This window comes from Streptomyces sp. NPDC045701 (genome assembly GCF_056432045.1).
The window spans coordinates 121055-141943 of record NZ_JBWKJV010000001.1; the positions used below are offsets into that span (position 1 = coordinate 121055).

Here is a 20889-nt window from a genome sequence, read left to right on the forward strand (position 1 = left end):
CGGGACTCCTCATGTGGTGCGGGGGACCTTCAGGGCGTTCCAGGAGGCGCGGCCCGGCCGGCCGTCGGCGTCCGCGCCGGTGAAGCCGAGCTTGCGCTGCCACCGGGCGTAGCTGCGCCGGTCGGCGTCGGACCAGCGCGGGCCGGGGCCGACGGCGTATTCCGAGCAGCCCTCCGCGACGAGCCGGCGGCCCATCGCGGTGATGACCGGGGAGCTGGTGGCGGGGGTGAAGAACGAGGCGCCCGGGAACGGCTGGAGGCTCGGGCGGGCGGGGGTGCCGGGATCGCCGGCCCCCGGACGGGAGGGGGCGCCGGTCCCGGCGGCGGACCGGAGGCGGGTGCCGATCCTGCCGCGCAGCGCCCGCATCTCGAAGCCGCGCGGGTCGCTCTTGGTGGCCGTCCACTCCTTGTGGCCGATGACCGAGGCGGCCGTCCATCCGTGCGCCCGGCACAGGGCGGCGCAGGCGCGTTCGACGGCGTCGAGCTGGGCGGCGGGCCACGGGTCCTCGCCGTCGCCGAGGTTGACGCACTCGAAGCCGTAGAAGTGGGCGTTGCCGTCGGTGTCCTGCCGGTCCGGCGGGGGCGGGGCGGTCTCGGCGATCACCGCGCGCAGGACGTCGCCGTCGCCCGCTCCCGCGTGGTTGGCGCGGCCGTTGGCGATGAGGTGGACGGTGCCCGACTTGTCGATGACGCCCTGGCACAGCGGGCCGGGCAGGGCGGCGTACCCGTCCCGGCACAGCGCGACGGAGGCGGCGGAGCCGCTGGAGACGGTGTGGTGGACGATCACGCCGTGCAGCGGGCCCCAGGCGCCCTTGTGGTTGCGGTTGCGGGTGCGCCAGCCCGGGTGCTCGACGACGCGGACGCCCTCGGCGCGCAGGGCGGCCAGGAGCCGGTCGGGGGTCAGGGGAGCTGCCATCGGTGGGCCTCCTCGTCGTGGGTACGGGAAACGGCCCGGCCCGCCGCGCCGGGGGAGGCGGGGCGGGCCGGGCCGGGAGGGGCGGGACGCGCGGGGACGCGCCCGGCCCGGGGTCCGTCACATCACGGGGTCGATGCGGATGAACCGGGTGTCGAAGTTGCCGGTGCTGGTGGCGGCGGCGGTGCGGTAGGCGGGGGTGGCGGTGTGCGTCGTGCCGACCGCGAGGCCGCCGACCAGGAACTGCGTGGACACCGACGACCGGTTCGGGGTGTTGACCAGCGCCGCCCGGTCGTCGGAGGCGGCGAGGACGACCGCGCCGGCCGCGTTGCGGACGTTGGCGGACATGTAGGAGCCGACGTTCGCCGTGGAGTGCATGTAGCAGCCCACCGTGATGATGACCTGGCCGGAGGCGGGCACGGTGAACACGGCGTTCATCGGGTCGCCCACCGCGTCGGTCAGGGTCTCCGCCCAGGCGGTGCTGGTGGTGCTGCCGCCGTCCAGGTTGACCCGGAAGACGGGGACGGGGCCGACCGGCGCCCAGGCGGAGCCGGTGTAGTACATCAGCCGCCCCGGGGAGGCGATCCACGCGACCATGCCGGCCACCGGGGTGGCGATCCTGGTGTCGCGTTCCGCGGCGGTGCCGAAGCGCAGCACGGTCCTGCCGTCCAGGGTCTGGGCCAGGGACTGGAGGTGTGCGGGCAGGTCCGCCGGGTCGCTGGGCTGCGGGTAGGGCAGGCCGCTGAGGGGCGTGTACTGGGTGGTCATGCGATCTCCTCCTGTCCGCCGCCGGACACGGGCGCGACGGGGGCGGTGTCGGGTGCGGGGGTGCCGGGGGCGTCCGGACCGGGCGGGCCGGGCGTACCGGGTCCCCCGGGGGCCGGCGTGTCGGGGTGCTCCTCCAGGAGGACCTCGACCGGGTACGTGGAGTCCGTCGGGGCCTCGGTGGTGATCTCCACCGGGGCCGGAGCGGTCGGGTCGTCGCTCACAGTCCGCTCTCCTCGATCTCCCGCCAGGACAGCCCGGTGCCCGCGAGGTGCGCGAGCGTGGGGTGGGCGGCGGCGACGTCCGCGTAGGTCGCGCCGGCCGGCAGCGGGTTGCGGTCGGACGGGGTGTCGGGGGTTAGGCCGGCGTCGGCGGGCACACCGTTGGTGCGGGTGCCGCGCAGGGTGAGGGTCTGCTGGACGGTGCCGGCGGCGGTGGCCGCGGTTTTGATGCCGACGACCCAGGCGAGGGTGTCGAGCGCGGCGCCGCTGGTGTCCACGACCCGCACCACGTCGCCGAGCTGGATGCCCGGGACGTACAGCACCTCGACGTCGCCGAGGACGGGCACGGGGTACTGGCCGGCGGCCCGCATGGCGTCGGCGAGGTCCTGCGCCGCCCGGTAGTCCTGTATCCAGTCCCCGGCCTCGGCGCAGAACTCCTGACGGCCGTGGTAGCGCTCGCTCGTGCTGCCGGGCACCCAGGACGTCGCCTGGCGTTCGACGGGTTCGGTGGACGGCTTGAGGGTCTGGATGTGGACCGAGGGCCTGCCGTCCTCGTCGACCGTGTAGAGCCGCCGGGCGGTGCGGTTGGTGAAGCGCAGGACCAGGCAGCCCTCCTCGCGCCGGGCGAGGATGTCCACGGCGCCCTTGACGGCGTCCGCACCGGCCGCGTTGGCGGCGGCGAAGCGGACCGAGAAGCCGGGCGCGACGCTCTGGTCGTCGTCGACGTTCGGCGGTCCGACGTCGAACTCCTCGTCCGCCAGGACGTACTTGAGCGTCACCGACGCGTTGCCGGGGATCTCGCGCACCACGGTGTCGTTGTAGGTGGTGCCGGCGGTGACCTTCACCGAGGACCAGTCCTTGTACGGCTGCACGCAGTAGTTGCGGCAGGCGTCGATCTCCTCGGTGACGGTGAGCGCGGCGATGTCCCGTACCGACGTCAGGGTGAGGTCGGGGGCCGTGGGCGGCTTGGCGAACCGGGTGTAGTTGCGCCAGTGGAAGACGCCCCGCTCGTCGAACTCGGCGGTGGACATGCTCGCCCTGGCGATCTGGGTGAGCACTTCCCACTGGGAGCCGGACACCCGCGGGATCGCGTGGAGCGGCAGGATCGCGTCGTCGAGCCGCACCTCCTTGGCCCACGCGCCGGTCTGCGCGAACTCGGTGGCGGTCGGGGCGGCGGGCAGCCCGGTGGACAGCTGCACGGCCTCCGTGGCGAGCTGGGTCACCAGCCGCAGCTGGTACAGCTCGGCGGCCGGCTGCGCGGCCGTGGCGTCGGTGAAGGTCGCCGGGCCGCACGGGTAGTGTCTGCCGTCCGGGCCGGTCAGGAAGGGCTGGACTGTCGGCAGGACGGACGTGCCGGTCGAGACGGTGTCGAACAGGCCACCGATGTGCCAGACGCCCCGCTTCTCCTTGAGCGCGGAGACGCCCCAGGAGTAGTACCAGCCGGTGCCCTCACGGGTGCCGGAGTGCATGAAGACCTGTCCGGTCGAGAAGTCGACCGCGAGGCGCAGCCGCCCGGTCCGGGTGCCGGTGCGGTTGAGGTCCAGTTCCAGGGCGACGGTGGAGCCGAAGCCCACGGCGTTGTTCACCCACGCCTCGGCGAACAGCCGGCTGCCGGGCACGGTGACCCGGCTGCGCGGGAACCAGGTGGCCGTCAGCGCGTCGGTGTCGGGCGCCGCGGCGTGCGGGACGAGCGCCATCTCGTGCGGGGCGCCGTCCCGGCTCCAGCCGTAGTGCCGGGGGTCCGGGACGACCTCGGGCTGCCCGTAGGTGGCCGCGAACCCGCCGTGCAGGGAGGCGTACACCACGGTGAGCGGGGAGGCCGGGTCGAACTCCGGGTGGCGCGGCGGCGGGCAGGAGTGCAGCCCCGCCTGGCGCAGCAGTTCGTCGACGCACCAGGTGGCGGTGGCCACCGGGCGCCGCCAGTAGAACCCGGCGTACGGCTTGGGCAGGTCCGCCGGCCCGCGCAGCCGCTCGGCGCCGTCCAGGGCGGTGAGCTGCACGCTGTCGGTACCGGAGGCGGCCGAGCGGCTGCGTACGGTGCCGCGGAACGCGGGCAGGACGCCGCCGTCGGTGCCGTAGCCGTGGACGACGGACTGGCCGGGGCGGGCGGCGTCGCCGGTGGAGCGCGGTGCCCAGGGCGAGTACAGCGCGGGCGCGGAGGCGCCGCCGGTTCCGGCGATCTGGAGCTGGAGCTGGGCCGCGGAGCTGCCGGAGAAGGCCCGCATGGCGTCCGGCAGGTCGGTGCTGTAGCTGCGTTCGAGCTGCCAGGACTGGACCTGTGCGGTGACGTCCTGGCCGCCGAGGCGGGTGGTGTGGGCGGTGACGCGGGACCCGGACCGGAGGGTGCGGGTCAGGTCGTCGTCAGACGCTTGCACTGGTCACCTCCGCGAGGTCGATCGAGATGTTCCGGTACGGCAGGGGCCGGGCCGGCGAGTCGGTGTAGGCGGTGACGGCCATGACCGGGCACCCGTCGCCGGGCAGCTCGGTGACCGTGGGGTCCAGGTGCAGGAGCTTCGCCGGGCCGATCCGCGACTGGAAGGCGGTGGTGGCGGCGGCGAAGGACACCGTGGCGGACACGTGGGTGGCGCCGGCCGGCACGGTCGCGGGCACCCATCCGGTGGCGGTGGCCAGGGTCGTGCCGGCGGCGTCGAAGAAGGTCAGCGCGCAGCTCTGGGCCCGCGCCCGCACGGCGGCGGGCAGGACGAGCCCGGCAAGGCCCGGTCCGGCGGGTACCGCGTGGCCCTTCTGGGTGCCGTTGACGAAGGTCAGCGTTCCGGCGGTGGACGCGGCCAGGGACGCCACCGCGTAGCCGGAGGCGTCGGCGGCCAGGGTGACGCCGGTCGCCGACCACTGGGTGAGCGCGCCCCGGCCGGCCGCCTGCTCGGTGGGGAGCAGGTTCACCGGGGCGGTGGGCACGTGGTCGTCGTCGAGGGTGAGCACGGCGCCGTCGAGTCCGTACGTCCCCGCCTCGCCGGCGACGCCCGCCGGAGTGACCAGGGCGGCACCGGGGGGAGCGGTCGCGACGACGGTGTGCCCGGTGTCGGTGGCCGACGACAGGTAGGTGCCGTCGGCGTCGCGCCAGTGCAGCCGGGTGACGCACGGGCCGACCCGCCAGGAGGTCGGCAGGGTGAACCGCACCCGCATGCCGGGGGCGACGGGGAAGCCGGCGCGGGGCTTGCGGTGCCAGTTCAGCTGGGCGGTGGCGGACTCCGCCTTCCACACGTACGTGCGGGCCAGCGCGCCCGCGGCGGTCGACGGCTCCAGCCTGCCGCTGCCGCTGACGGAGGTGTACCAGACGTTGTACGGGCTGTCGGAGGTGCTGCGGCCCTCCGCCTGGAGCGGGTCGAGCAGGTTGCGCCCGACCGGGTCGATGACCTCGACGGGGCCGGGGCCGTCGATGCGGCGGGCCAGCCGGTCGAAGTGCGCGGCGTCGTCCCGTGTGAGCCGGTCGAAGGTGAGCTTGATCCGGCGGGGGGCGTGGCGGGGCGCGAGGGTGGTGATCTGGCCGCTCAGCGCGGTGAACTGCGAGACGTTGAGCTCCGCCCCGCGCTCGAAGGCGGTGGCGGCCTGACTGATCTCGCGGAGCTGTCCGGGCAGGCCGACCCAGAGATTCCTTGCCATGGGACGTGCCTCCTTCCTTGGTCGTGGCGGCGGGGCCGCGGGCTGCCGGGGCCGGTGATGACGGGGCCGGGGCGGGCCGTGGGGCCGTGGTCGCCGGCGCCGGTGGTGCGGTCGTGCGGCCACCGGTGCCGGGATGGCGCCACTCAGCGGCGGGCGAGCTGCCGGTGACCGGCGATCACGGCGCGGGCGATGGTCTGGCCGTCGACCTGGACGTGGACGGGCCGGTCGGCGAGGCGCTCGACCGCCTCGGCGAGACGGGCGATCTGGGCGCGGCTGCCGCCGGGGCCGATCATGCGTTCCAGCTTGCTGAGCGGGATGACGGCCTCGTGCTCGCCGGCCTCGCCGATCAGGGCGAGCGTGCCGCCGTTGCGGGGCTGGACGATGCCGCCCTTGGCGAGGGCGGGGACGGGGATCTTCGGCAGGCTGATGGAGAAGCTCTTGCCGCCGAAGACCGGTACCCAGCCCGGGATCGAGACCTTGAAGCCGTTGAGGGCGCCGATGATCGTGTTGACGGCGGTGGCGAACGCCCGGAAGGGCGCGAGCATGACGTTGCCGATGCCCTTGAGGATCGGGGTGATCACCCGGGTCGCCGTCGACACCGCGCCCTGGATCGCCTTCATGCCGGACTTGAAGCCCTTGGTGACGACCGAGACGATCTTGTCGACGTTGACGAACTTGGCGATGAGCGGTGCCAGCAGCGTCATGATCAGGCCGAACGGGCTGGCCGCCATGGCCAGGTTGAGGCCCTTTTGGGCGAGGCTCGCGCCCTTCAGCCCCTTGGAGAGCCCGCCGCCCATGGTCTTGCCGGTCTTGTCGGCGCCCTTGCCGGCCTTGCCGACGGACTTCTCGACCGCGTCGGCCTGGCGCTTGACGTCACGCAGGGCGTTCTTGGCCTTGTCGGCCGAGCCCTTGAGCTTGTCGAGCGAGGTCTTGAACTTGTCGGTGCCGCCCTTGGCCCTGCCGAAGGACGTGTTGGCGTTGTTCAGGCCGGTCCGCAGCTTGCCGACGGCGCTGTTGCCATTGCCGGCGGAGGTGCGGAGCTTGCCGAGGGAGGAATGCGCCCGGTCGGCCCCGGTCCTGACCTTCGTCATGGCGGTACTCGCCTGGCCCGCGGACGACTTGATGTTCCCCACCGCGCTGGACGCGGTACGGGAGGACTGCCTCAGGCGGCCCAGCGAGGAATTGGTCTGATCCATCGCGGAGCGGAATCTCCCGGCTCCGCCGGCGGCCTTGCCGAATGCGCTGTTCAGGCTCACGTCTTCTCCTTACCGATCACCTCGGAAAGGTGGTCGTCGGTGGGTGTCATCCGGCGAGTTCCTCTTGGAGTCTCCGCAGGTGTTCCCTGGTGGTGCCGAGATTGCTCCGCACCGAGTGCAAGGTCTTGATCGCGGTTTCCTTCGACTTCTCCGCGTCCTTTTCCTCGTGGCGGGACTTCTGTGCCGCCTTCAACGTGTCGACGTAATGCCGACGCGCCTTCTTGAGCGCCTTCTCGGCTTCCCCGGCGGCCACTTCGGCCTGGCGCTGGGCGGTTCTGACGGCGGCGTTGTCGCCGATCCGTGCGCCGTTCTGGCCGGACAACCGCCCGGCCACCTGCGACTTGAGGACCTCGGCGTCCCTGCGGGCCCGTACGGCCCTGTCCCCGGCCCGTTCCGCCCTGTCGACGAGGCGGACGAGCTTGCGGTCCTCGCGCTCGTCCTTGTCCTTCGCCCAGGGGAAGGTGACCAACTGCCGTCCGAGGAAGACGATGCCCTTCTCGTCACCCTTCAGCACGGACGCGTCGAACTTGAAGGGCGTGAAGCCGAGTCCTACGACGCCGACGGCGATTTTGAGACCCTCGACCGTCGCGCTCAGCCCGTTGAGCTTGTGCTTGACCTTGTCCGCTTCGTCCTTCGTCCAGTAATGCAGGACCTTTTCGTCGTTGGTTGCCAATTCTGGTCACCTTCCTGGGGCGACGGGAATCCTTGTCACCCCGCGCTGCCACGTGCGACCATCCGTGCGTGACGAGCCTGATGTGGGTCGCTGTGGTGTGGGTGGTGGTGCCGCTGCCGTTCATGGTGTGGTTCGGCGTCTATCCGCTCTGGCTGAGGCGGCGTCTCGCACGGGTCGGGGTGGAGGCCGTCGGTGAATGCCGGAACGTCACCACGTCGGAGAACCGGCGCAGCACGAGCTTCGTGTTCACGACCGCCGCCGGCGAGAAGGTCTACTACCGCTCGCCGTTGAGCTGGCGCAGCTGGGGGACACCCGGCCGGGAGGCGGTGCTGGTGTACGACCCCGGCTTCCCCCGCCGCTTCGTGCGCAGCAGGAGCGAGCTGGGCTCCCGCCCCGAGGCGTGGACGATCCTCTGGTGGATGCTGGGCATGGAGGTCGTGATGGTCCTCGGCTTCGTCCTGGTCACGCTGTACGAGGCGGGGACGATCCGCTGACGGCGGACGGGCTCCTGGTGCGGCTGCCCGTCCCGGCTCCGGTTCGTCATGCGAAGAAGTGCAGCAGCTCCGAGGGGCCGGGCCGGGTGTCCCGGCGCTCCGCGTCCTCCGAGGGCTGCTCGCCCGGCTGCGCGTTCCCGTCCTCCGGGGCGCCGCCGGACGGCCGCGGCACCGGCACCGGGTACTCCAGCGCCTCCGCGTCCTCGTCCTGGTTCACGGTGGCGAACATCCAGTTGGACTCGGCGAGGTGGTCCACCGCCGACGCGAGCAGGTAGTCGCCCACCGTCCACTCCGCCGCCTCCCCGTGCAGGACGCGGGCCAGCACGCTGTCGCGCGGCATGTGGCGGACGAGCACGGCGAGCCGGCGGGACGACAGCCGGCCGCGGTGCCAGTCGAGCAGGTCCACGCCGTAGTGGCGCAGCAGGTCGGCCTCCAGGGCCTCGGCGTGCTCCTCGACGAGCACGCCGAGGCTCAGCCTTCCCCCAGGCCGAGCCCCGTCTCCTTGCCGTACGCCTCCAGGATCGCCGCGATGTCCTGCATCGTGACCTCGAGGCGGTCGAAGCGGGCGTACTGCTGTTCGCCCAGGAGCAGCCGCAGCAGCCCGTCGACGTCGTTGTCGTCGAGTTCGCGCAGCTTGCGCGCGGTGGCGCGGGTCAGCTCGGTCGGCAGTTGGAAGCTCTGGTCGTCGAGCTCGAACGTCCAGGCGCGGCCGAGCGCCTCCAGGCGCTGGGCGCGTGCGGCGTTGACGTTGAAGGAGGACATGGTGGCTCCTTGAGGGGTGCGTACGGGTCCGAACGAAGGAGCCGGTGCCCGGCGCGCGGCCACGAGGGACGCGCGCCGGGCACCGGCGTGGGGGAGGGGCGGGCGCCGGGGGAGCGCCGCGCCCTTACGCGTACGACTTGTCCTTCATGATCCAGGTCGCGAGCGTGGAGCTGCCCTCGGCGGCGAGGGCGGTGAAGGTGACACCGAGCTTCAGCGCCCCGGTGCGGGTCAGGGAGATCTCCTCCGTCTCCGTCACCTGGCCGCGCGGGACGATGAAGCGGTACGTGACGTCCGAGCCGTCCTTGAACTCGATGCCGAGCTGGCGCTCGTCCTTCTGCGGCTCGGCGCCCATGGCGTACGTGTAGGTGTCGGTGACGCCGGTGGCGGTCACCGGGGCGACCGCGCCGCCGCCCATGAAGAACGGCAGCGTGTCCTTGTTGAACTGCAGGAGCTGGAACTTCACCGTCAGGTCCCGGTCCGAGTAGATGAACCGGGCCGGGCTGACCGACTGCCAGGTGTCGACCGGGTCGATCTTGTCCTTCTTGTTGAACTTGATGCCGTCCGTGCTGGTGTAGCCCAGCTCGGTCCAGCCGGCCGCCCAGTCCTCGGTGGTGTTCTTCGGAGCGGCCGGGCCGGTGGAGCCGGCGGTGGCGACGAGGATGCGGCCGGTACCGGCGACGCGGATCTGGCTGCCGTTGTTGGCGGGCATGGGGACTCCTTCGAGTAAGGGGTGGAGCGGACATGGCGAAGGCCCCGGCGCACGATGGCGGCGGGGCCTGTTCGGGAAGCGCGTGCACACGCGCGGGGGTCGTGCGGGAGGGTTCGCGGTTACGCGGTGGTCACGCGGGGCGGATCGACAGCCGGACCGTGGCGAGGTACCGGTTGCCGTTCGGCCGGTTGTAGTCCGGCAGCCAGCGCGGTCCGTCGGCCTCCACCACCTCGGTGACGGCGGCGCCGCCGTACACCGTGCCGGTGGCTTCGAGCAGCGCGGCGCGGGCGGTCAGGGCGACCGTATGGGCGGCCGTCTTGTCCGGCCCGTAGACCTCCAGGTCGAGCAGCGGCCGGTCGAGGTGGAGGTCGTCCACCCAGGCGCCGCCGACGCGGGAGACGAGGACGGCCTTCTGGGTGCCGTCGAAGCCGGCGGGCGGCCGGTTGTCGACCACGACCCCGGTCAGCTCGGGCCGGTTCCTGAGGTGGTCGACCACGAGTCGTTCCACGTCGGGGAAGGCGAGAGGGCTCACATGGACGCTCCCTTCGAGAGGCGTTCGGCGGGCGTGCGGAAAACACGAAGCGGCAGGAACCGCCGCCCGGTCGTGGGCGCAGCTCTGCCGCTGCTCCAAGTGTGATCGAGCGCCCGGCGGCCCGCAACCAACTTCCCGCGCCCCAGGTGGCGCCGTACCCGACCTTGGTCGTCCGTCTGCGCTACGCTCCTTAGTCCGAACAGGTATTCGAATAGGTCGGATGGTTCTCCGAGGAACGGCGCGGAAGGTACGGAAACACCCAGCGGGGCGTGAGGAGTGGTGGGGCGTGGAGACGAGCACGAGGAGCGGGCGGTTCGCGGACGGTGAGGGCCGATGACGATCAGCCCGCAGGAGCGACTGGCCGATGTGGCGGCCGCCGCCGTCGAGGTGGCGGCGGAGAGTGCCGAAGCCGGTACGTACACCGGAGGGGTGGGGCGCGCACTCAGCGCCGTCATCGCCAAGGTCGGCGCCCGCCTCGCCGTCGACGCCGAAGTACGCGGCTTCTCCAGCGGCTGGCAGGAGGCCGTGGCGACGATGTCCGGTGACCGTCCCGCGCCGGCGTCCGCCCCCGCCCCCGTCTTTCCCATGCCCACTCGGCGCGATCCGGCGGAACGCGCCTGACGCGACGGTCGCGGTCCCAAACCCTGACGCGAGCCCGGACCCGGACCTGACAGGGACTCGGACCCGGCCCCGGACGGGGACACGAAAACGCCGGGGCGGCCACTCCCCTGAGGGAGGGCCGCCCCGGCGTGCGTGTTCCGTGCGGGTACGTGTGCGTGGGGGGCGCCGGGGCACGGGCGGTGCCGCCGGGTCGCGGCGCGGTGGGTTCAGCCCCCGCGCCGGGACGAGCGTTCCGCCGCGAACACGTCCTCCAGCCGGAAGAGCTGCGCGCGGCCCTGCCGCCCCGCGGGCGCCAGCCGCCCGAGCTGCACCCACTTGCGGATAGTGGCGGGCAGGACGCCCGCCTCCTGCGCGGCCGTCGGGCCGGTGACGAGCGTCGGGCCGGCGGTGCGGCCCGGCGCGGTGGACGTGCGGCTCATCGGGCGGCCCCCTCGTCCATCAGGGCGGCGATCCGCTCGGCCCCGCCGTCCGCGGCACCGGCCGGCACCGGCCAGGCGCCCTCCTCCCACACGTGCCGGAACGCCGGGTCGGTCGGACAGTCGCAGTCCGGCACCCCGCACCGGCAGCCCGGGTTGACGCACACCACGGCCCGGCTCTCCGGGAACGCGCGCAGCGACACCGAGCCGCACCACGGGCAGCGCCCGGACACCCGCACCATCGTCTCGGCCTCGCCCAGCGCGCGGGCGCAGCGCCTCGCCATGCGCCGCAGCTCGTCCCGCACGTGCCCGGCGAGCGTGGGGTCGCCGGAGACCCGGCCGAGCAGCGCGGTGAGCCGCCGCAGCCGCTGCGGCACGTCGGCCCGGCGCGGCCGGCCGAGGCCCAGCCGGTCGTACACCGCCTCCTCCAGTTCGGTCACCCCGTCGGTGATGTCCCGGATCGCGTCGGACACGTGGAGGCGGATGGGGGAGGCGGTGTGCCCCGGTACGGACAGCCCGTGCCGCTGCTCGTTGAGCAGCGCCTCCCGGCGCTCGTCGCGCAGCCGGGCGGAGCGGGCCGCGAGCTGCGCGGGCCCGGGGGCCGGACGGTCGGCGGCCCCGGTGCCGCCGCGTCCCGGGGCGGGGGCGAGTTCGGTGAGCAGCTCCGGGAACTGGCGCAGCAGCATGGCGGTCCACAGCGCGGCGTCCCGCACGGCACCGGGGTCGTCGTGGGCGGCCGGGGCGGTGGGGGCGGCGTGAGCGATGTCGGTCTCGGCCGGCGGCCGGGTGGCGGGCATGGGGTGCTCCCTCCTGTGCGGTCGGCGAGGACGCCGACCCCTCGGGGCGGTGGTTTCGGCGGGGCGTGGGCCGGGGTGCGTGACGGCCGGGCGGGTGGCTTGGCCGGGTACGCGGGTAGGTCGCTTCAGGCCGCGCGGCGGAGCGGGGCGGGGGTGCCGCCGTGCTCGTCGCCGTCGCCGTGGGCGCGGTTGCGGCGGGACGGGTCGACCGGCCGCCCGTTGTGCCAGAGCCGGCCGGCGCTGACGCCGTCGAACCAGGTGTGCGCCGGGTCGACGGTCTCCTCGCACTCGCGCGCCACCGGGCACCGTGCGCAGGCGCGCAGGGCGGGTTCGGCGTCGGCGGGACGGCGGGCGAAGACCACCTGGGGCGGCATGCCCGCGCACGCGGCGGCGTCGCGCCAGCCGGGGCGGTGACTGCGGGAGGACGGTAAGGACATGGCGGAACCCCCTGGTACGCATACGAACGGACGAGCGAAGTGCGTTGCGAGCACGCACGCTGCCATGTTGCGAGTGAGCGCGCAACCAAGAATGGGAGGGGAGGACTCCGCACCTCGACGCAACCTTCACAATTGCGTGCGCGAAAGCGCGTAGTCGGTGCGTGCAAGCGCGATACTCTGGTCGCCACCGCGAAGGGAGGGACGTTGCCCATGTCTGCCGGCGAACTGGAAGAGTTCACTGCCTGGATCGAAGGAGTGATCCGAGGTCAGGGGTACGACATCGACAGCCCGCGCGGCGGCGGCAAGTCCCGCCTCGCCGACGAGGCGGGGGTCCACCGGGCGGCCATCACCCGGCTCCTTCAGGGTCAGAGCATGCCGGACCTGGAGACCATGCGACGGCTCGCGCACGTCCTGCGCATCCCGGTGCGCGACATGCTCATCAAGTCGGGCCGGCTCACGGAGGAGGACCTCCCCCTGCCCGGCCTCCCGGACGACGTACCGCCCGCCGAGGAGGCGGTGCCCGCCGGCCTCACGCTCGAACAGGCCGCGGCCGGGCTCGGCATCCCGCCCGAGCAGCGCGACATGTTCATTCGCGTCGCGGGGCAGTTCCTGCCCGACTGGCCGGCCGCCCGCGAGCACGACGCGGCGGCGGGGCACGCACCGGCGGAGGCGAAGGGTGCCCGCCAGGCCTGACGTGGCCGTTCTCTAAGCTGTTGACGCCTGTCCCCACGAGTTCGCAGGCTGAACGTCCCGGCGGCGCCCGCGCCCCGGGAGCACCGCCGCACGCACGGGGCGCCGGCGAGGCCGTCCGGCGGCAGCGGTGGAACCGGCAGTGGTGGAACCGGCAGCGACGGGTCGCGGAAGAGAGTGTCATGGTCGAGGGCGAGGGGTGCTCCCGACCGGCAGGCGATCCGCGCGAGGGCGAGCCGGGCGGATCCGGGGCCAGGGGCCCCGTCCACGGCCTCCCCGAACCGGCCGCCGACCTCCCGGCGCTGTTCGCCGCCCTGGGGCGCCACCTGGAGGGCCACGCGCCCGAGGAAGTGGTGGTGCTGCTGCGCGAGGAACTGGCCCGCCGCGAGTTCCAGGCGTACGCCAACGGCTGGCGCGACGCCGCCGACCAGTACGAACCCGTCCTGGAGGAGGCCCGCCGCATCGCGCAGACGCGCCGCCTGCGGCTGGTCGGCCGCACGCCCGGACAGGCGGCGGTCATCCCCTTCCCGCGCGGCGACGACCGGAACGCGGCCGGCGCCGACCCGGACGCCCCCGATCCGGACGCCCCCGACGCCCCGGCCCCCGACCCCGACGCGCCCCGTACCCCCGCTCCCCGCCGCCCCGAGGCGGCCACGCCGCCCGCCGACCGCACCGGCGCCGTCGCGGCCGAGCGGCGGCGCTCCCGGGACGCGCAGGACCGCCGCGCCGCCGCCGGCCCCCGCCGGGAGCGGGACGGCACCCAGGGCCCACCCGGCCGCCGCGGCGCGAAGGGCAAGGAGCAGGACCCCGAGGCGCGGGACCCCGGTGCCACCCGCCCCGGCCTCGTCGCCAAGTCGCCCCACTCCCGGGTCCCCACCATCCCGCCCCTGCCCGGCCGCCGCCGCGACCCCGGCGGCGGCCCCTGACCCTCCGCGGCGCCCCCGGCGCACGCACCGCGACGGGCCGTCGCGGCCCGGGGCCCGCCCGGGGCAAGAGCATTTGTTTTGACCCAGGTCCGTACGGTAGGTACGCTCAGACCTTGTGCCTGGGGTGTGCCTGGGCTCCTGTGCGTGTCTGCAACCGCACGGCGAGCCGTGAACGGCCACCGCGATCTGTGCCCTCCTCCGCCACGCGGCGGGAGTACGCAGTATTCGACACACCCGACCGCGTGGGTCGGCGACGTTCCAGGTTAGCTTTACTACACGGCACACAGAAACCGGAGAAGTAGTGCCTACGATCCAGCAGCTGGTCCGGAAGGGCCGGCAGGACAAGGTCGAGAAGAACAAGACGCCCGCACTCGAGGGTTCTCCTCAGCGCCGCGGCGTCTGCACGCGTGTGTTCACGACCACCCCGAAGAAGCCGAACTCGGCCCTGCGTAAGGTCGCGCGTGTGCGTCTGACCAGCGGGATCGAGGTCACCGCTTACATTCCGGGTGAGGGACACAACCTGCAGGAGCACTCCATCGTGCTCGTGCGTGGTGGCCGTGTGAAGGACCTGCCGGGTGTTCGTTACAAGATCATCCGCGGTTCGCTCGACACCCAGGGTGTCAAGAACCGCAAGCAGGCCCGCAGCCGCTACGGCGCCAAGAAGGAGAAGTAAGAATGCCTCGTAAGGGCCCCGCCCCGAAGCGCCCGGTCATCATCGACCCGGTCTACGGCTCTCCTCTGGTGACCTCGCTCATCAACAAGATCCTGCTGAACGGCAAGCGCTCCACCGCCGAGCGGATCGTGTACGGCGCCATGGAAGGCCTCCGCGAGAAGACCGGCAACGACCCGGTCATCACGCTGAAGCGCGCTCTCGAGAACGTCAAGCCGTCCCTCGAGGTCAAGTCCCGCCGCGTCGGTGGCGCCACCTACCAGGTGCCGATCGAGGTCAAGCCCGGTCGCGCCTCCACGCTCGCGCTCCGCTGGCTCGTGGGTTACTCCCGCGCCCGTCGCGAGAAGACCATGACCGAGCGCCTCATGAACGAGCTCCTCGACGCCTCCAACGGCCTCGGTGCTTCGGTCAAGAAGCGTGAGGACACGCACAAGATGGCCGAGTCCAACAAGGCCTTCGCGCACTACCGCTGGTAGTCGCACCCACATCGAGACCGAGAGAAGACTGAAGCCTTATGGCTACCACTTCGCTTGACCTGGCCAAGGTCCGCAACATCGGGATCATGGCCCACATCGACGCGGGCAAGACGACCACCACCGAGCGGATCCTGTTCTACACCGGTGTCTCTTACAAGATCGGTGAAGTCCACGACGGCGCTGCCACCATGGACTGGATGGAGCAGGAGCAGGAGCGCGGCATCACGATCACGTCTGCCGCGACGACCTGCCACTGGCCGCTGGAAGACGTTGACCACACCATCAACATCATCGACACCCCGGGCCACGTCGACTTCACCGTCGAGGTGGAGCGTTCGCTCCGCGTGCTCGACGGTGCGGTGACGGTGTTCGACGGCGTCGCCGGCGTTGAGCCGCAGTCCGAGACCGTGTGGCGTCAGGCGGACCGCTACGGCGTTCCGCGTATCTGCTTCGTCAACAAGCTCGACCGCACCGGCGCCGAGTTCCACCGCTGCGTCGACATGATCAGCGACCGCCTGGGCGCGCAGCCGATCGTCATGCAGCTCCCGATCGGTGCCGAGGCCGACTTCAAGGGCGTCATCGACCTCGTTCGGATGAAGGCCCTGGTCTGGTCCGCCGAGGCGGCCAAGGGTGAGATGTACGACATCGTCGACATCCCGGACACGCACACCGAGGCTGCCGAGGAGTACCGCGGCAAGCTGCTCGAGGCCGTGGCCGAGAACGACGAAGAGATCATGGAGCTGTACCTGGAGGGCCAGGAGCCGTCCGAGGAGCAGCTGTACGCCGCGATCCGTCGCATCACCATCGCGTCCGGCAAGGGCACCGGCACCACGGTGACCCCGGTCTTCTGCGGTACCGCGTTCAAGAACAAGGGCGTTCAGCCCCTGCTCGACGCGGTCGTGCGCTACCTCCCGTCGCCCGTCGACATCGAGGCCATCGAGGGCCACGACGTCAAGGACGCGGAGACGGTCGTCAAGCGCAGGCCGTCCGACGACGAGCCGCTGTCGGCGCTGGCGTTCAAGATCATGAGCGACCCGCACCTCGGCAAGCTCACCTTCGTCCGGATCTACTCCGGTCGCCTGGAGTCCGGCACCTCGGTGCTGAACTCGGTCAAGGGCAAGAAGGAGCGCATCGGCAAGATCTACCGCATGCACGCGAACAAGCGTGAGGAGATCGAGTCGGTGGGCGCCGGCGACATCATCGCCGTCATGGGTCTGAAGCAGACCACGACCGGTGAGACGCTGTGCGACGAGAAGAACCCGGTGATCCTGGAGTCCATGGACTTCCCGGCGCCGGTCATCGAGGTCGCCATCGAGCCCAAGTCCAAGGGTGACCAGGAGAAGCTGGGTGTCGCCATCCAGCGTCTCGCGGAGGAGGACCCCTCCTTCCAGGTGCACACCAACGAGGAGACCGGCCAGACCGTCATCGGCGGTATGGGCGAGCTTCACCTCGAGGTGCTCGTCGACCGCATGAAGCGCGAGTTCAAGGTCGAGGCCAACGTCGGTAAGCCTCAGGTCGCGTACCGTGAGACGATCCGCAAGGCCGTCGAGCGCGTGGACTACACCCACAAGAAGCAGACCGGTGGTACCGGTCAGTTCGCCAAGGTGCAGATCGCGGTCGAGCCGATCGAGGGCGGCGACGCCTCGTACGAGTTCGTCAACAAGGTCACCGGTGGCCGTATCCCGAAGGAATACATCCCTTCGGTGGACGCCGGTTGCCAGGAGGCCATGCAGTTCGGCATCCTCGCGGGCTACGAGATGACGGGCGTTCGCGTCACGCTTCTCGACGGTGCCTACCACGAGGTCGACTCCTCCGAGCTCGCGTTCAAGATCGCCGGTTCGCAGGCCTTCAAGGAGGCTGCGCGCAAGGCGTCCCCCGTGCTCCTGGAGCCGATGATGGCCGTCGAGGTCACCACGCCCGAGGACTACATGGGTGACGTCATCGGTGACATCAACTCCCGCCGTGGCCAGATCCAGGCCATGGAGGAGCGGGCCGGCGCCCGGGTCGTCAAGGGCCTGGTGCCGCTTTCGGAGATGTTCGGCTATGTCGGCGACCTCCGCAGCAAGACCTCGGGTCGCGCAAGCTACTCGATGCAGTTCGACTCCTACGCCGAGGTTCCGCGGAACGTCGCCGAGGAGATCATCGCGAAGGCCAAGGGCGAGTAACTCTTCCGGGTTCACGCTTTAGGCTTGACACCATCCGCCGGGGCTCCGCCCCGAACCCGAGGCAGGGCCCCGGCGGGTGGCCACCCAGCAAAGATCACCTGGCGCCGATGAGTAAGGCGTACCAGAACCACTCTCAGGAGGAACCCCGTGGCGAAGGCGAAGTTCGAGCGGACTAAGCCGCACGTCAACATCGGCACCATCGGTCACATCGACCACGGTAAGACGACCCTCACGGCCGCCATTACCAAGGTGCTGCACGACGCGTTCCCGGACCTCAACGAGGCTTCGGCGTTCGACCAGATCGACAAGGCTCCTGAGGAGCGCCAGCGCGGTATCACCATCTCCATCGCGCACGTCGAGTACCAGACCGAGTCGCGTCACTACGCCCACGTCGACTGCCCCGGTCACGCGGACTACATCAAGAACATGATCACCGGTGCTGCCCAGATGGACGGCGCCATCCTCGTGGTCGCCGCCACCGACGGCCCGATGCCGCAGACCAAGGAGCACGTGCTCCTGGCCCGCCAGGTCGGCGTTCCGTACATCGTCGTCGCCTTGAACAAGGCCGACATGGTGGACGACGAGGAGATCCTGGAGCTCGTCGAGCTCGAGGTCCGTGAGCTCCTCACCGAGTACGAGTTCCCGGGCGACGACGTCCCGGTCGTCAAGGTCTCGGCGCTCAAGGCGCTCGAGGGCGACAAGGAGTGGGGCCAGTCGGTCCTGAACCTGATGGCCGCCGTCGACGAGTCCATCCCGCAGCCCGAGCGTGACGTCGACAAGCCGTTCCTCATGCCGATCGAGGACGTCTTCACGATCACCGGTCGCGGTACGGTCGTCACCGGCCGTATCGAGCGTGGTGTCCTGAAGGTCAACGAGACCGTCGACATCATCGGCATCAAGACCGAGAAGACCACCACCACGGTCACCGGCATCGAGATGTTCCGCAAGCTGCTCGACGAGGGCCAGGCCGGTGAGAACGTCGGTCTGCTCCTCCGTGGCATCAAGCGCGAGGACGTCGAGCGCGGCCAGTGCATCATCAAGCCGGGCTCGGTCACCCCGCACACCGAGTTCGAGGCGCAGGCCTACATCCTGTCCAAGGACGAGGGTGGCCGTCACACGCCGTTCTTCAACAACTACCGCCCGCAGTTCTACTTCCGTACCACGGACGTGACCGGCGTCGTGACCCTCCCCGAGGGCACCGAGATGGTCATGCCGGGCGACAACACCACCATGTCCGTCCAGCTGATCCAGCCGGTCGCCATGGAGGAGGGCCTGAAGTTCGCCATCCGTGAGGGTGGCCGGACCGTCGGCGCCGGCCAGGTCACCAAGATCACGAAGTAATTCGGATCCGACCTGGTGGCTCGTCGCTGAGCTGCAAGAAGGGCCCCGCACCTCACGGTGCGGGGCCCTTCGCGTTGTCCGCGCGCTCAGCTCTCGGTGCGCGGTTCCGGGGTCCACGTCCACGGATGGGCGTCGGCGCCCATGCCGACGGCGAGGAGGCCGTGCCGGCCGCCGGCGTGCAGGCGGGCCTCCGCCAGGGCGACGGCTCCCTGCGTACGGGTGGAGAGGCGGCCCGCCGGGGTGCGGACCTGGACGCGGCCGCGCAGGTCCTTGCCGAGGAGGGCCGGGCCCTGCGGGGCGGCGGTCGCGGCGACCGGGCCGTAGCCGTCGAGGTCGACCCCGGGCAGGGCGGTGCCGTCGGGGCGTACCACCGTCAGATCCGCGCGGGTGGGCGCGCGGTAGTGCAGCGCCAGACCGCCGTCGCGCGTGGCGGCCACCGCCACCGGGTCACCGGCGACGGGCAGGGCCGTCCCGGCGCGGAAGGAGACCGGGGCGCCCGGCGCGTCCTGCGTCCAGTGGTGGACGCCCTCGCGACCCGCGGCGAACAGGTGCACGCGCCCGGCTCCGTCCACCGCCGCCGACAGCCCGTCCTGCACCTCGGCCCCGCCGAGGTCGCGCCACGGACCCCAGGTGCCGTCGGTGTCCCGGACCCGGCCGCTGACGCCCTTGTCCGCGTCGCGTACGAAGAGGTGGATTCGGCCGTCCCCGCCGGCCACCGCCACCGGGACGCCCAGCCGCCGCCCCCGGTCGTCCCGGCGCTCGGGGTTGCCCAGGCCGGTCCAGGCGAGGAACGGCCCGCCCGGCTCCCGCTGCTCCAGCAGCACGACCTCGCGCCGGTTCGGGCCGCCGTGCCCGCCGAGCGCCGCGAACCGGAGCCCGAACAGCAGTTGCCGGCCGTCCGCCAGGGTCACCCCGCCGAGCGCCGGCGCCAGCGGTCCGCCGCCCAGGTCGCCCGGCTCGCCCCACTGCCCGCTGCCGGGCGCCGTCTCGCGCCAGCGCACCGCGCGCAGGCCCAGCACCCCGTACACGGCGAGCCGCCCGTCCGGCTCGGCGGCCACGACCGGGGCGGCGCCCGGGTAGCGGTGGTGGGTGGCGCGTACCCAGCCCTTCTTGTTGGTGAGCGGGCGGGCGCCGCCGACGCTGTAGTCGCCGCAGCCGCCGCTGTTGCCGCACTGCCAGGACGGGTCGCCGCCGTACGGCACGAGGTGCGCGGCCTTCTCCTTGAGCACCGGCCCCGGGAGGTTCTTGGGCCAGTGGCGGTTGTAGTACCCGCGGAAGGACGTGGTCACGAAGGCGGGGATCGCGCCCCCGTCCTCCGTCGCGTCGGCCACCCAGCGGATCATGGCCGCCCAGGAGAAGGACGCCACGGCCGTGTGGTCGGCATGGTCCGAGTAGCCCGGCTGTTCGGAGTCCTTCTTGCGGGTCTTCTCGTCGCTGTGCTGGATGTCGGGGTCCGGGTCCAGCGTGTGGATCACGGTCGGCCGGTAGCGCTCCATGAGCCCGACGAGGACGTCGACGAGGGCGTCGTAGTCGTACGTGTCGGCCTTGCGTACCGGGGAGTCGTCGGCCACCACGGTGCGCAGCCCCAGCGCCCGGTCCTTCCACAGGCTCGGCAGGGCCGTCCAGCGGCGCGGGGCGTGCATGGAGAGGTTGAGGAAGACCAGCTCGACCCGGCGGTTGCCGTGGGTGAGGGTGTTGATCTCGGCGCGCCGGTCGCCCCGGAGGGTGATGACGCCCTTCTGCCAGGTGGTGAAGGTGTCGAGCCCGAGCATGGTGGCGTACGCCTGGCGCAGGCCCTGATGGCGGGCGGAGGAGTAGGCCGCCTTGTCGGCCGGCACCTCGCCCCGGCGCCCCGGTATGTGGTTCCTGCCGTCGTGCTCGCCGGCGGTGACGTAGACGGAGACCAGCGGCACGCCGGCGTCCACCATGCGCTGGCTGTCGGGGTTCATGAAGTACAGGTCGTCGTCCGGGTGCGCCGCGATCTGCATCAGCTGCGCGTGCCGGGTGCTGGTGATCGGGATCCCCGGAGCGGGGTCCGCCGTGGGCCCGCCGCGCCGGGGCGCGGGCACCGAACACCCGGCGACGGCCCCCAGCGCCACCGCAGCGGCGGAAGCCAGCACGCCCCGGCGCCGGAAAACCGCAGGGCGCGGCCCTGCCCCCCGTATCTCGTCCACGTCCCGCTTCCCCCGTATGCGCAACCACCCGCGTTCTGCGGTCGGGTAGACGGAAAATCGGGGTTACGGGTTGCCCGGTGGCCGAGTGGTGTTCAGCGGCCGGTCACCGGAGCGTACGTGGGGGGCGGGGCTACCGCGCGGCGAAGACCTCGTCGGCGGACGTGGCGGTGACGGCACGGGCGAGCCACCGCCGCAGGAGTTCCGCGTCCGTGCAACCGGCGATGCGCTCGC

At 72.2% G+C, this 20889-nt stretch carries 23 protein-coding genes; 8 read left to right on the forward strand and 15 right to left on the reverse strand.

What is annotated here, in order from left to right:
• Nucleotides 1-9: 9 nt before the first annotated feature.
• The 7 genes from AC07DW_RS00615 to AC07DW_RS00645 all read right to left on the reverse strand — a co-directional run bounded on the left by AC07DW_RS00615 (nucleotide 10) and on the right by AC07DW_RS00645 (nucleotide 7448).
• Nucleotides 10-915 (reverse strand): peptidoglycan-binding protein, encoded by a 906-nt coding sequence (locus AC07DW_RS00615; RefSeq protein WP_478855433.1) that lies wholly within the window; start codon nucleotides 913-915, stop codon nucleotides 10-12.
• Between the two features lie 117 nt (nucleotides 916-1032).
• A complete protein-coding gene (locus AC07DW_RS00620; protein ID WP_478855434.1) occupies nucleotides 1033-1680 on the reverse strand; it encodes a hypothetical protein in 648 nt (215 codons plus the stop codon).
• Nucleotides 1677-1901 carry a hypothetical protein gene (locus AC07DW_RS00625; RefSeq protein ID WP_478855435.1) on the reverse strand — a complete coding sequence of 75 codons (225 nt, stop codon included), beginning with the start codon at nucleotides 1899-1901 and terminating at the stop codon, nucleotides 1677-1679. The genes AC07DW_RS00620 and AC07DW_RS00625 overlap by 4 nt, the downstream gene beginning before the upstream one ends.
• Nucleotides 1898-4273, reverse strand: a complete 2376-nt coding sequence (locus AC07DW_RS00630; RefSeq protein WP_478855436.1) for a hypothetical protein — start codon at nucleotides 4271-4273, stop codon at nucleotides 1898-1900. Before AC07DW_RS00630 ends, AC07DW_RS00625 begins: the two co-directional genes overlap by 4 nt.
• Entirely contained in the window at nucleotides 4260-5519 is a 1260-nt protein-coding gene (locus tag AC07DW_RS00635; protein ID WP_478855437.1) for a hypothetical protein, read from the reverse strand. Before AC07DW_RS00635 ends, AC07DW_RS00630 begins: the two co-directional genes overlap by 14 nt.
• A gap of 143 nt (nucleotides 5520-5662) precedes the next feature.
• Nucleotides 5663-6775: a hypothetical protein gene (locus AC07DW_RS00640; RefSeq protein WP_478855438.1), complete on the reverse strand. Its 1113-nt coding sequence runs from the start codon at nucleotides 6773-6775 to the stop codon at nucleotides 5663-5665.
• A gap of 46 nt (nucleotides 6776-6821) precedes the next feature.
• Complete coding sequence (locus AC07DW_RS00645; RefSeq protein WP_478855439.1) at nucleotides 6822-7448, reverse strand: hypothetical protein; 627 nt, start codon at nucleotides 7446-7448, stop codon at nucleotides 6822-6824.
• A gap of 68 nt (nucleotides 7449-7516) precedes the next feature.
• On the opposite strand from AC07DW_RS00645, the gene AC07DW_RS00650 reads away from it, so the two are divergent.
• Nucleotides 7517-7942 carry a hypothetical protein gene (locus tag AC07DW_RS00650; protein WP_189550636.1) on the forward strand — a complete coding sequence of 142 codons (426 nt, stop codon included), beginning with the start codon at nucleotides 7517-7519 and terminating at the stop codon, nucleotides 7940-7942.
• Between the two features lie 46 nt (nucleotides 7943-7988).
• Here AC07DW_RS00650 and AC07DW_RS00655 read toward each other — a convergent pair whose 3' ends face one another.
• The 4 genes from AC07DW_RS00655 to AC07DW_RS00670 form a co-directional block, all read right to left on the reverse strand.
• Nucleotides 7989-8348 carry a hypothetical protein gene (locus AC07DW_RS00655; RefSeq protein WP_478855708.1) on the reverse strand — a complete coding sequence of 120 codons (360 nt, stop codon included), beginning with the start codon at nucleotides 8346-8348 and terminating at the stop codon, nucleotides 7989-7991.
• Between the two features lie 65 nt (nucleotides 8349-8413).
• Nucleotides 8414-8704 (reverse strand): hypothetical protein, encoded by a 291-nt coding sequence (locus AC07DW_RS00660; RefSeq protein ID WP_336319444.1) that lies wholly within the window; start codon nucleotides 8702-8704, stop codon nucleotides 8414-8416.
• Nucleotides 8705-8828: 124 nt separating this feature from the next.
• Complete coding sequence (locus AC07DW_RS00665; protein WP_478855440.1) at nucleotides 8829-9413, reverse strand: phage tail tube protein; 585 nt, start codon at nucleotides 9411-9413, stop codon at nucleotides 8829-8831.
• Between the two features lie 130 nt (nucleotides 9414-9543).
• On the reverse strand, nucleotides 9544-9945 hold the full coding sequence (locus tag AC07DW_RS00670) for a hypothetical protein (protein ID WP_478855441.1): 402 nt from the start codon (nucleotides 9943-9945) through the stop codon (nucleotides 9544-9546).
• Nucleotides 9946-10278: 333 nt separating this feature from the next.
• Here AC07DW_RS00670 and AC07DW_RS00675 point away from each other — a divergent pair, with 333 nt between their 5' ends.
• Complete coding sequence (locus AC07DW_RS00675) at nucleotides 10279-10566, forward strand: hypothetical protein (protein WP_478855442.1); 288 nt, start codon at nucleotides 10279-10281, stop codon at nucleotides 10564-10566.
• A gap of 206 nt (nucleotides 10567-10772) precedes the next feature.
• Here the strand turns inward: AC07DW_RS00675 and AC07DW_RS00680 are convergent, their stop codons facing one another.
• The 3 genes from AC07DW_RS00680 to AC07DW_RS00690 form a co-directional block, all read right to left on the reverse strand.
• Nucleotides 10773-10985 (reverse strand): MerR family transcriptional regulator, encoded by a 213-nt coding sequence (locus tag AC07DW_RS00680; RefSeq protein WP_478855443.1) that lies wholly within the window; start codon nucleotides 10983-10985, stop codon nucleotides 10773-10775.
• Entirely contained in the window at nucleotides 10982-11779 is a 798-nt protein-coding gene (locus AC07DW_RS00685) for a hypothetical protein (RefSeq protein ID WP_478855444.1), read from the reverse strand. The genes AC07DW_RS00680 and AC07DW_RS00685 overlap by 4 nt, the downstream gene beginning before the upstream one ends.
• 125 nt (nucleotides 11780-11904) lie before the next feature.
• Nucleotides 11905-12216, reverse strand: a complete 312-nt coding sequence (locus AC07DW_RS00690) for a WhiB family transcriptional regulator (protein WP_478855445.1) — start codon at nucleotides 12214-12216, stop codon at nucleotides 11905-11907.
• A gap of 210 nt (nucleotides 12217-12426) precedes the next feature.
• Here AC07DW_RS00690 and AC07DW_RS00695 point away from each other — a divergent pair, with 210 nt between their 5' ends.
• The 6 genes from AC07DW_RS00695 to tuf all read left to right on the forward strand — a co-directional run bounded on the left by AC07DW_RS00695 (nucleotide 12427) and on the right by tuf (nucleotide 18484).
• On the forward strand, nucleotides 12427-12909 hold the full coding sequence (locus AC07DW_RS00695; RefSeq protein ID WP_478855446.1) for a helix-turn-helix domain-containing protein: 483 nt from the start codon (nucleotides 12427-12429) through the stop codon (nucleotides 12907-12909).
• A 179-nt stretch (nucleotides 12910-13088) separates the two neighbouring features.
• Nucleotides 13089-13832 carry a hypothetical protein gene (locus AC07DW_RS00700; RefSeq protein ID WP_478855447.1) on the forward strand — a complete coding sequence of 248 codons (744 nt, stop codon included), beginning with the start codon at nucleotides 13089-13091 and terminating at the stop codon, nucleotides 13830-13832.
• Between the two features lie 301 nt (nucleotides 13833-14133).
• Nucleotides 14134-14505 carry a 30S ribosomal protein S12 gene (rpsL, locus tag AC07DW_RS00705; RefSeq protein ID WP_003948652.1) on the forward strand — a complete coding sequence of 124 codons (372 nt, stop codon included), beginning with the start codon at nucleotides 14134-14136 and terminating at the stop codon, nucleotides 14503-14505.
• Nucleotides 14506-14507: 2 nt separating this feature from the next.
• Entirely contained in the window at nucleotides 14508-14978 is a 471-nt protein-coding gene (gene rpsG, locus AC07DW_RS00710; protein WP_031076642.1) for a 30S ribosomal protein S7, read from the forward strand.
• Between the two features lie 38 nt (nucleotides 14979-15016).
• A complete protein-coding gene (gene fusA / locus AC07DW_RS00715; protein ID WP_478855448.1) occupies nucleotides 15017-17143 on the forward strand; it encodes an elongation factor G in 2127 nt (708 codons plus the stop codon).
• A gap of 147 nt (nucleotides 17144-17290) precedes the next feature.
• Nucleotides 17291-18484: an elongation factor Tu gene (gene tuf / locus AC07DW_RS00720; RefSeq protein WP_064069958.1), complete on the forward strand. Its 1194-nt coding sequence runs from the start codon at nucleotides 17291-17293 to the stop codon at nucleotides 18482-18484.
• An 86-nt stretch (nucleotides 18485-18570) separates the two neighbouring features.
• Here tuf and AC07DW_RS00725 read toward each other — a convergent pair whose 3' ends face one another.
• Nucleotides 18571-20604 (reverse strand): PIG-L family deacetylase, encoded by a 2034-nt coding sequence (locus tag AC07DW_RS00725; protein WP_478855449.1) that lies wholly within the window; start codon nucleotides 20602-20604, stop codon nucleotides 18571-18573.
• Nucleotides 20605-20889 lie beyond the last annotated feature (285 nt).

Excerpts from the sequence above, each read along its gene's own strand:
- AC07DW_RS00615 (WP_478855433.1), bottom strand. The coding sequence starts at position 915 with ATGGCAGCTCCCCTGACCCCCGACCGGCTCCTGGCCGCCCTGCGCGCC.
- AC07DW_RS00620 (WP_478855434.1), bottom strand. The coding sequence starts at position 1,680 with ATGACCACCCAGTACACGCCCCTCAGCGGCCTGCCCTACCCGCAGCCC.
- AC07DW_RS00635 (WP_478855437.1), bottom strand. The coding sequence starts at position 5,519 with ATGGCAAGGAATCTCTGGGTCGGCCTGCCCGGACAGCTCCGCGAGATC.
- AC07DW_RS00660 (WP_336319444.1), bottom strand. The coding sequence starts at position 8,704 with ATGTCCTCCTTCAACGTCAACGCCGCACGCGCCCAGCGCCTGGAGGCG.
- AC07DW_RS00665 (WP_478855440.1), bottom strand. The coding sequence starts at position 9,413 with ATGCCCGCCAACAACGGCAGCCAGATCCGCGTCGCCGGTACCGGCCGC.
- AC07DW_RS00675 (WP_478855442.1), top strand. The coding sequence starts at position 10,279 with ATGACGATCAGCCCGCAGGAGCGACTGGCCGATGTGGCGGCCGCCGCC.
- AC07DW_RS00680 (WP_478855443.1), bottom strand. The coding sequence starts at position 10,985 with ATGAGCCGCACGTCCACCGCGCCGGGCCGCACCGCCGGCCCGACGCTC.
- AC07DW_RS00685 (WP_478855444.1), bottom strand. The coding sequence starts at position 11,779 with ATGCCCGCCACCCGGCCGCCGGCCGAGACCGACATCGCTCACGCCGCC.
- AC07DW_RS00690 (WP_478855445.1), bottom strand. The coding sequence starts at position 12,216 with ATGTCCTTACCGTCCTCCCGCAGTCACCGCCCCGGCTGGCGCGACGCC.
- AC07DW_RS00695 (WP_478855446.1), top strand. The coding sequence starts at position 12,427 with ATGTCTGCCGGCGAACTGGAAGAGTTCACTGCCTGGATCGAAGGAGTG.
- AC07DW_RS00700 (WP_478855447.1), top strand. The coding sequence starts at position 13,089 with ATGGTCGAGGGCGAGGGGTGCTCCCGACCGGCAGGCGATCCGCGCGAG.
- rpsG (WP_031076642.1), top strand. The coding sequence starts at position 14,508 with ATGCCTCGTAAGGGCCCCGCCCCGAAGCGCCCGGTCATCATCGACCCG.
- fusA (WP_478855448.1), top strand. The coding sequence starts at position 15,017 with ATGGCTACCACTTCGCTTGACCTGGCCAAGGTCCGCAACATCGGGATC.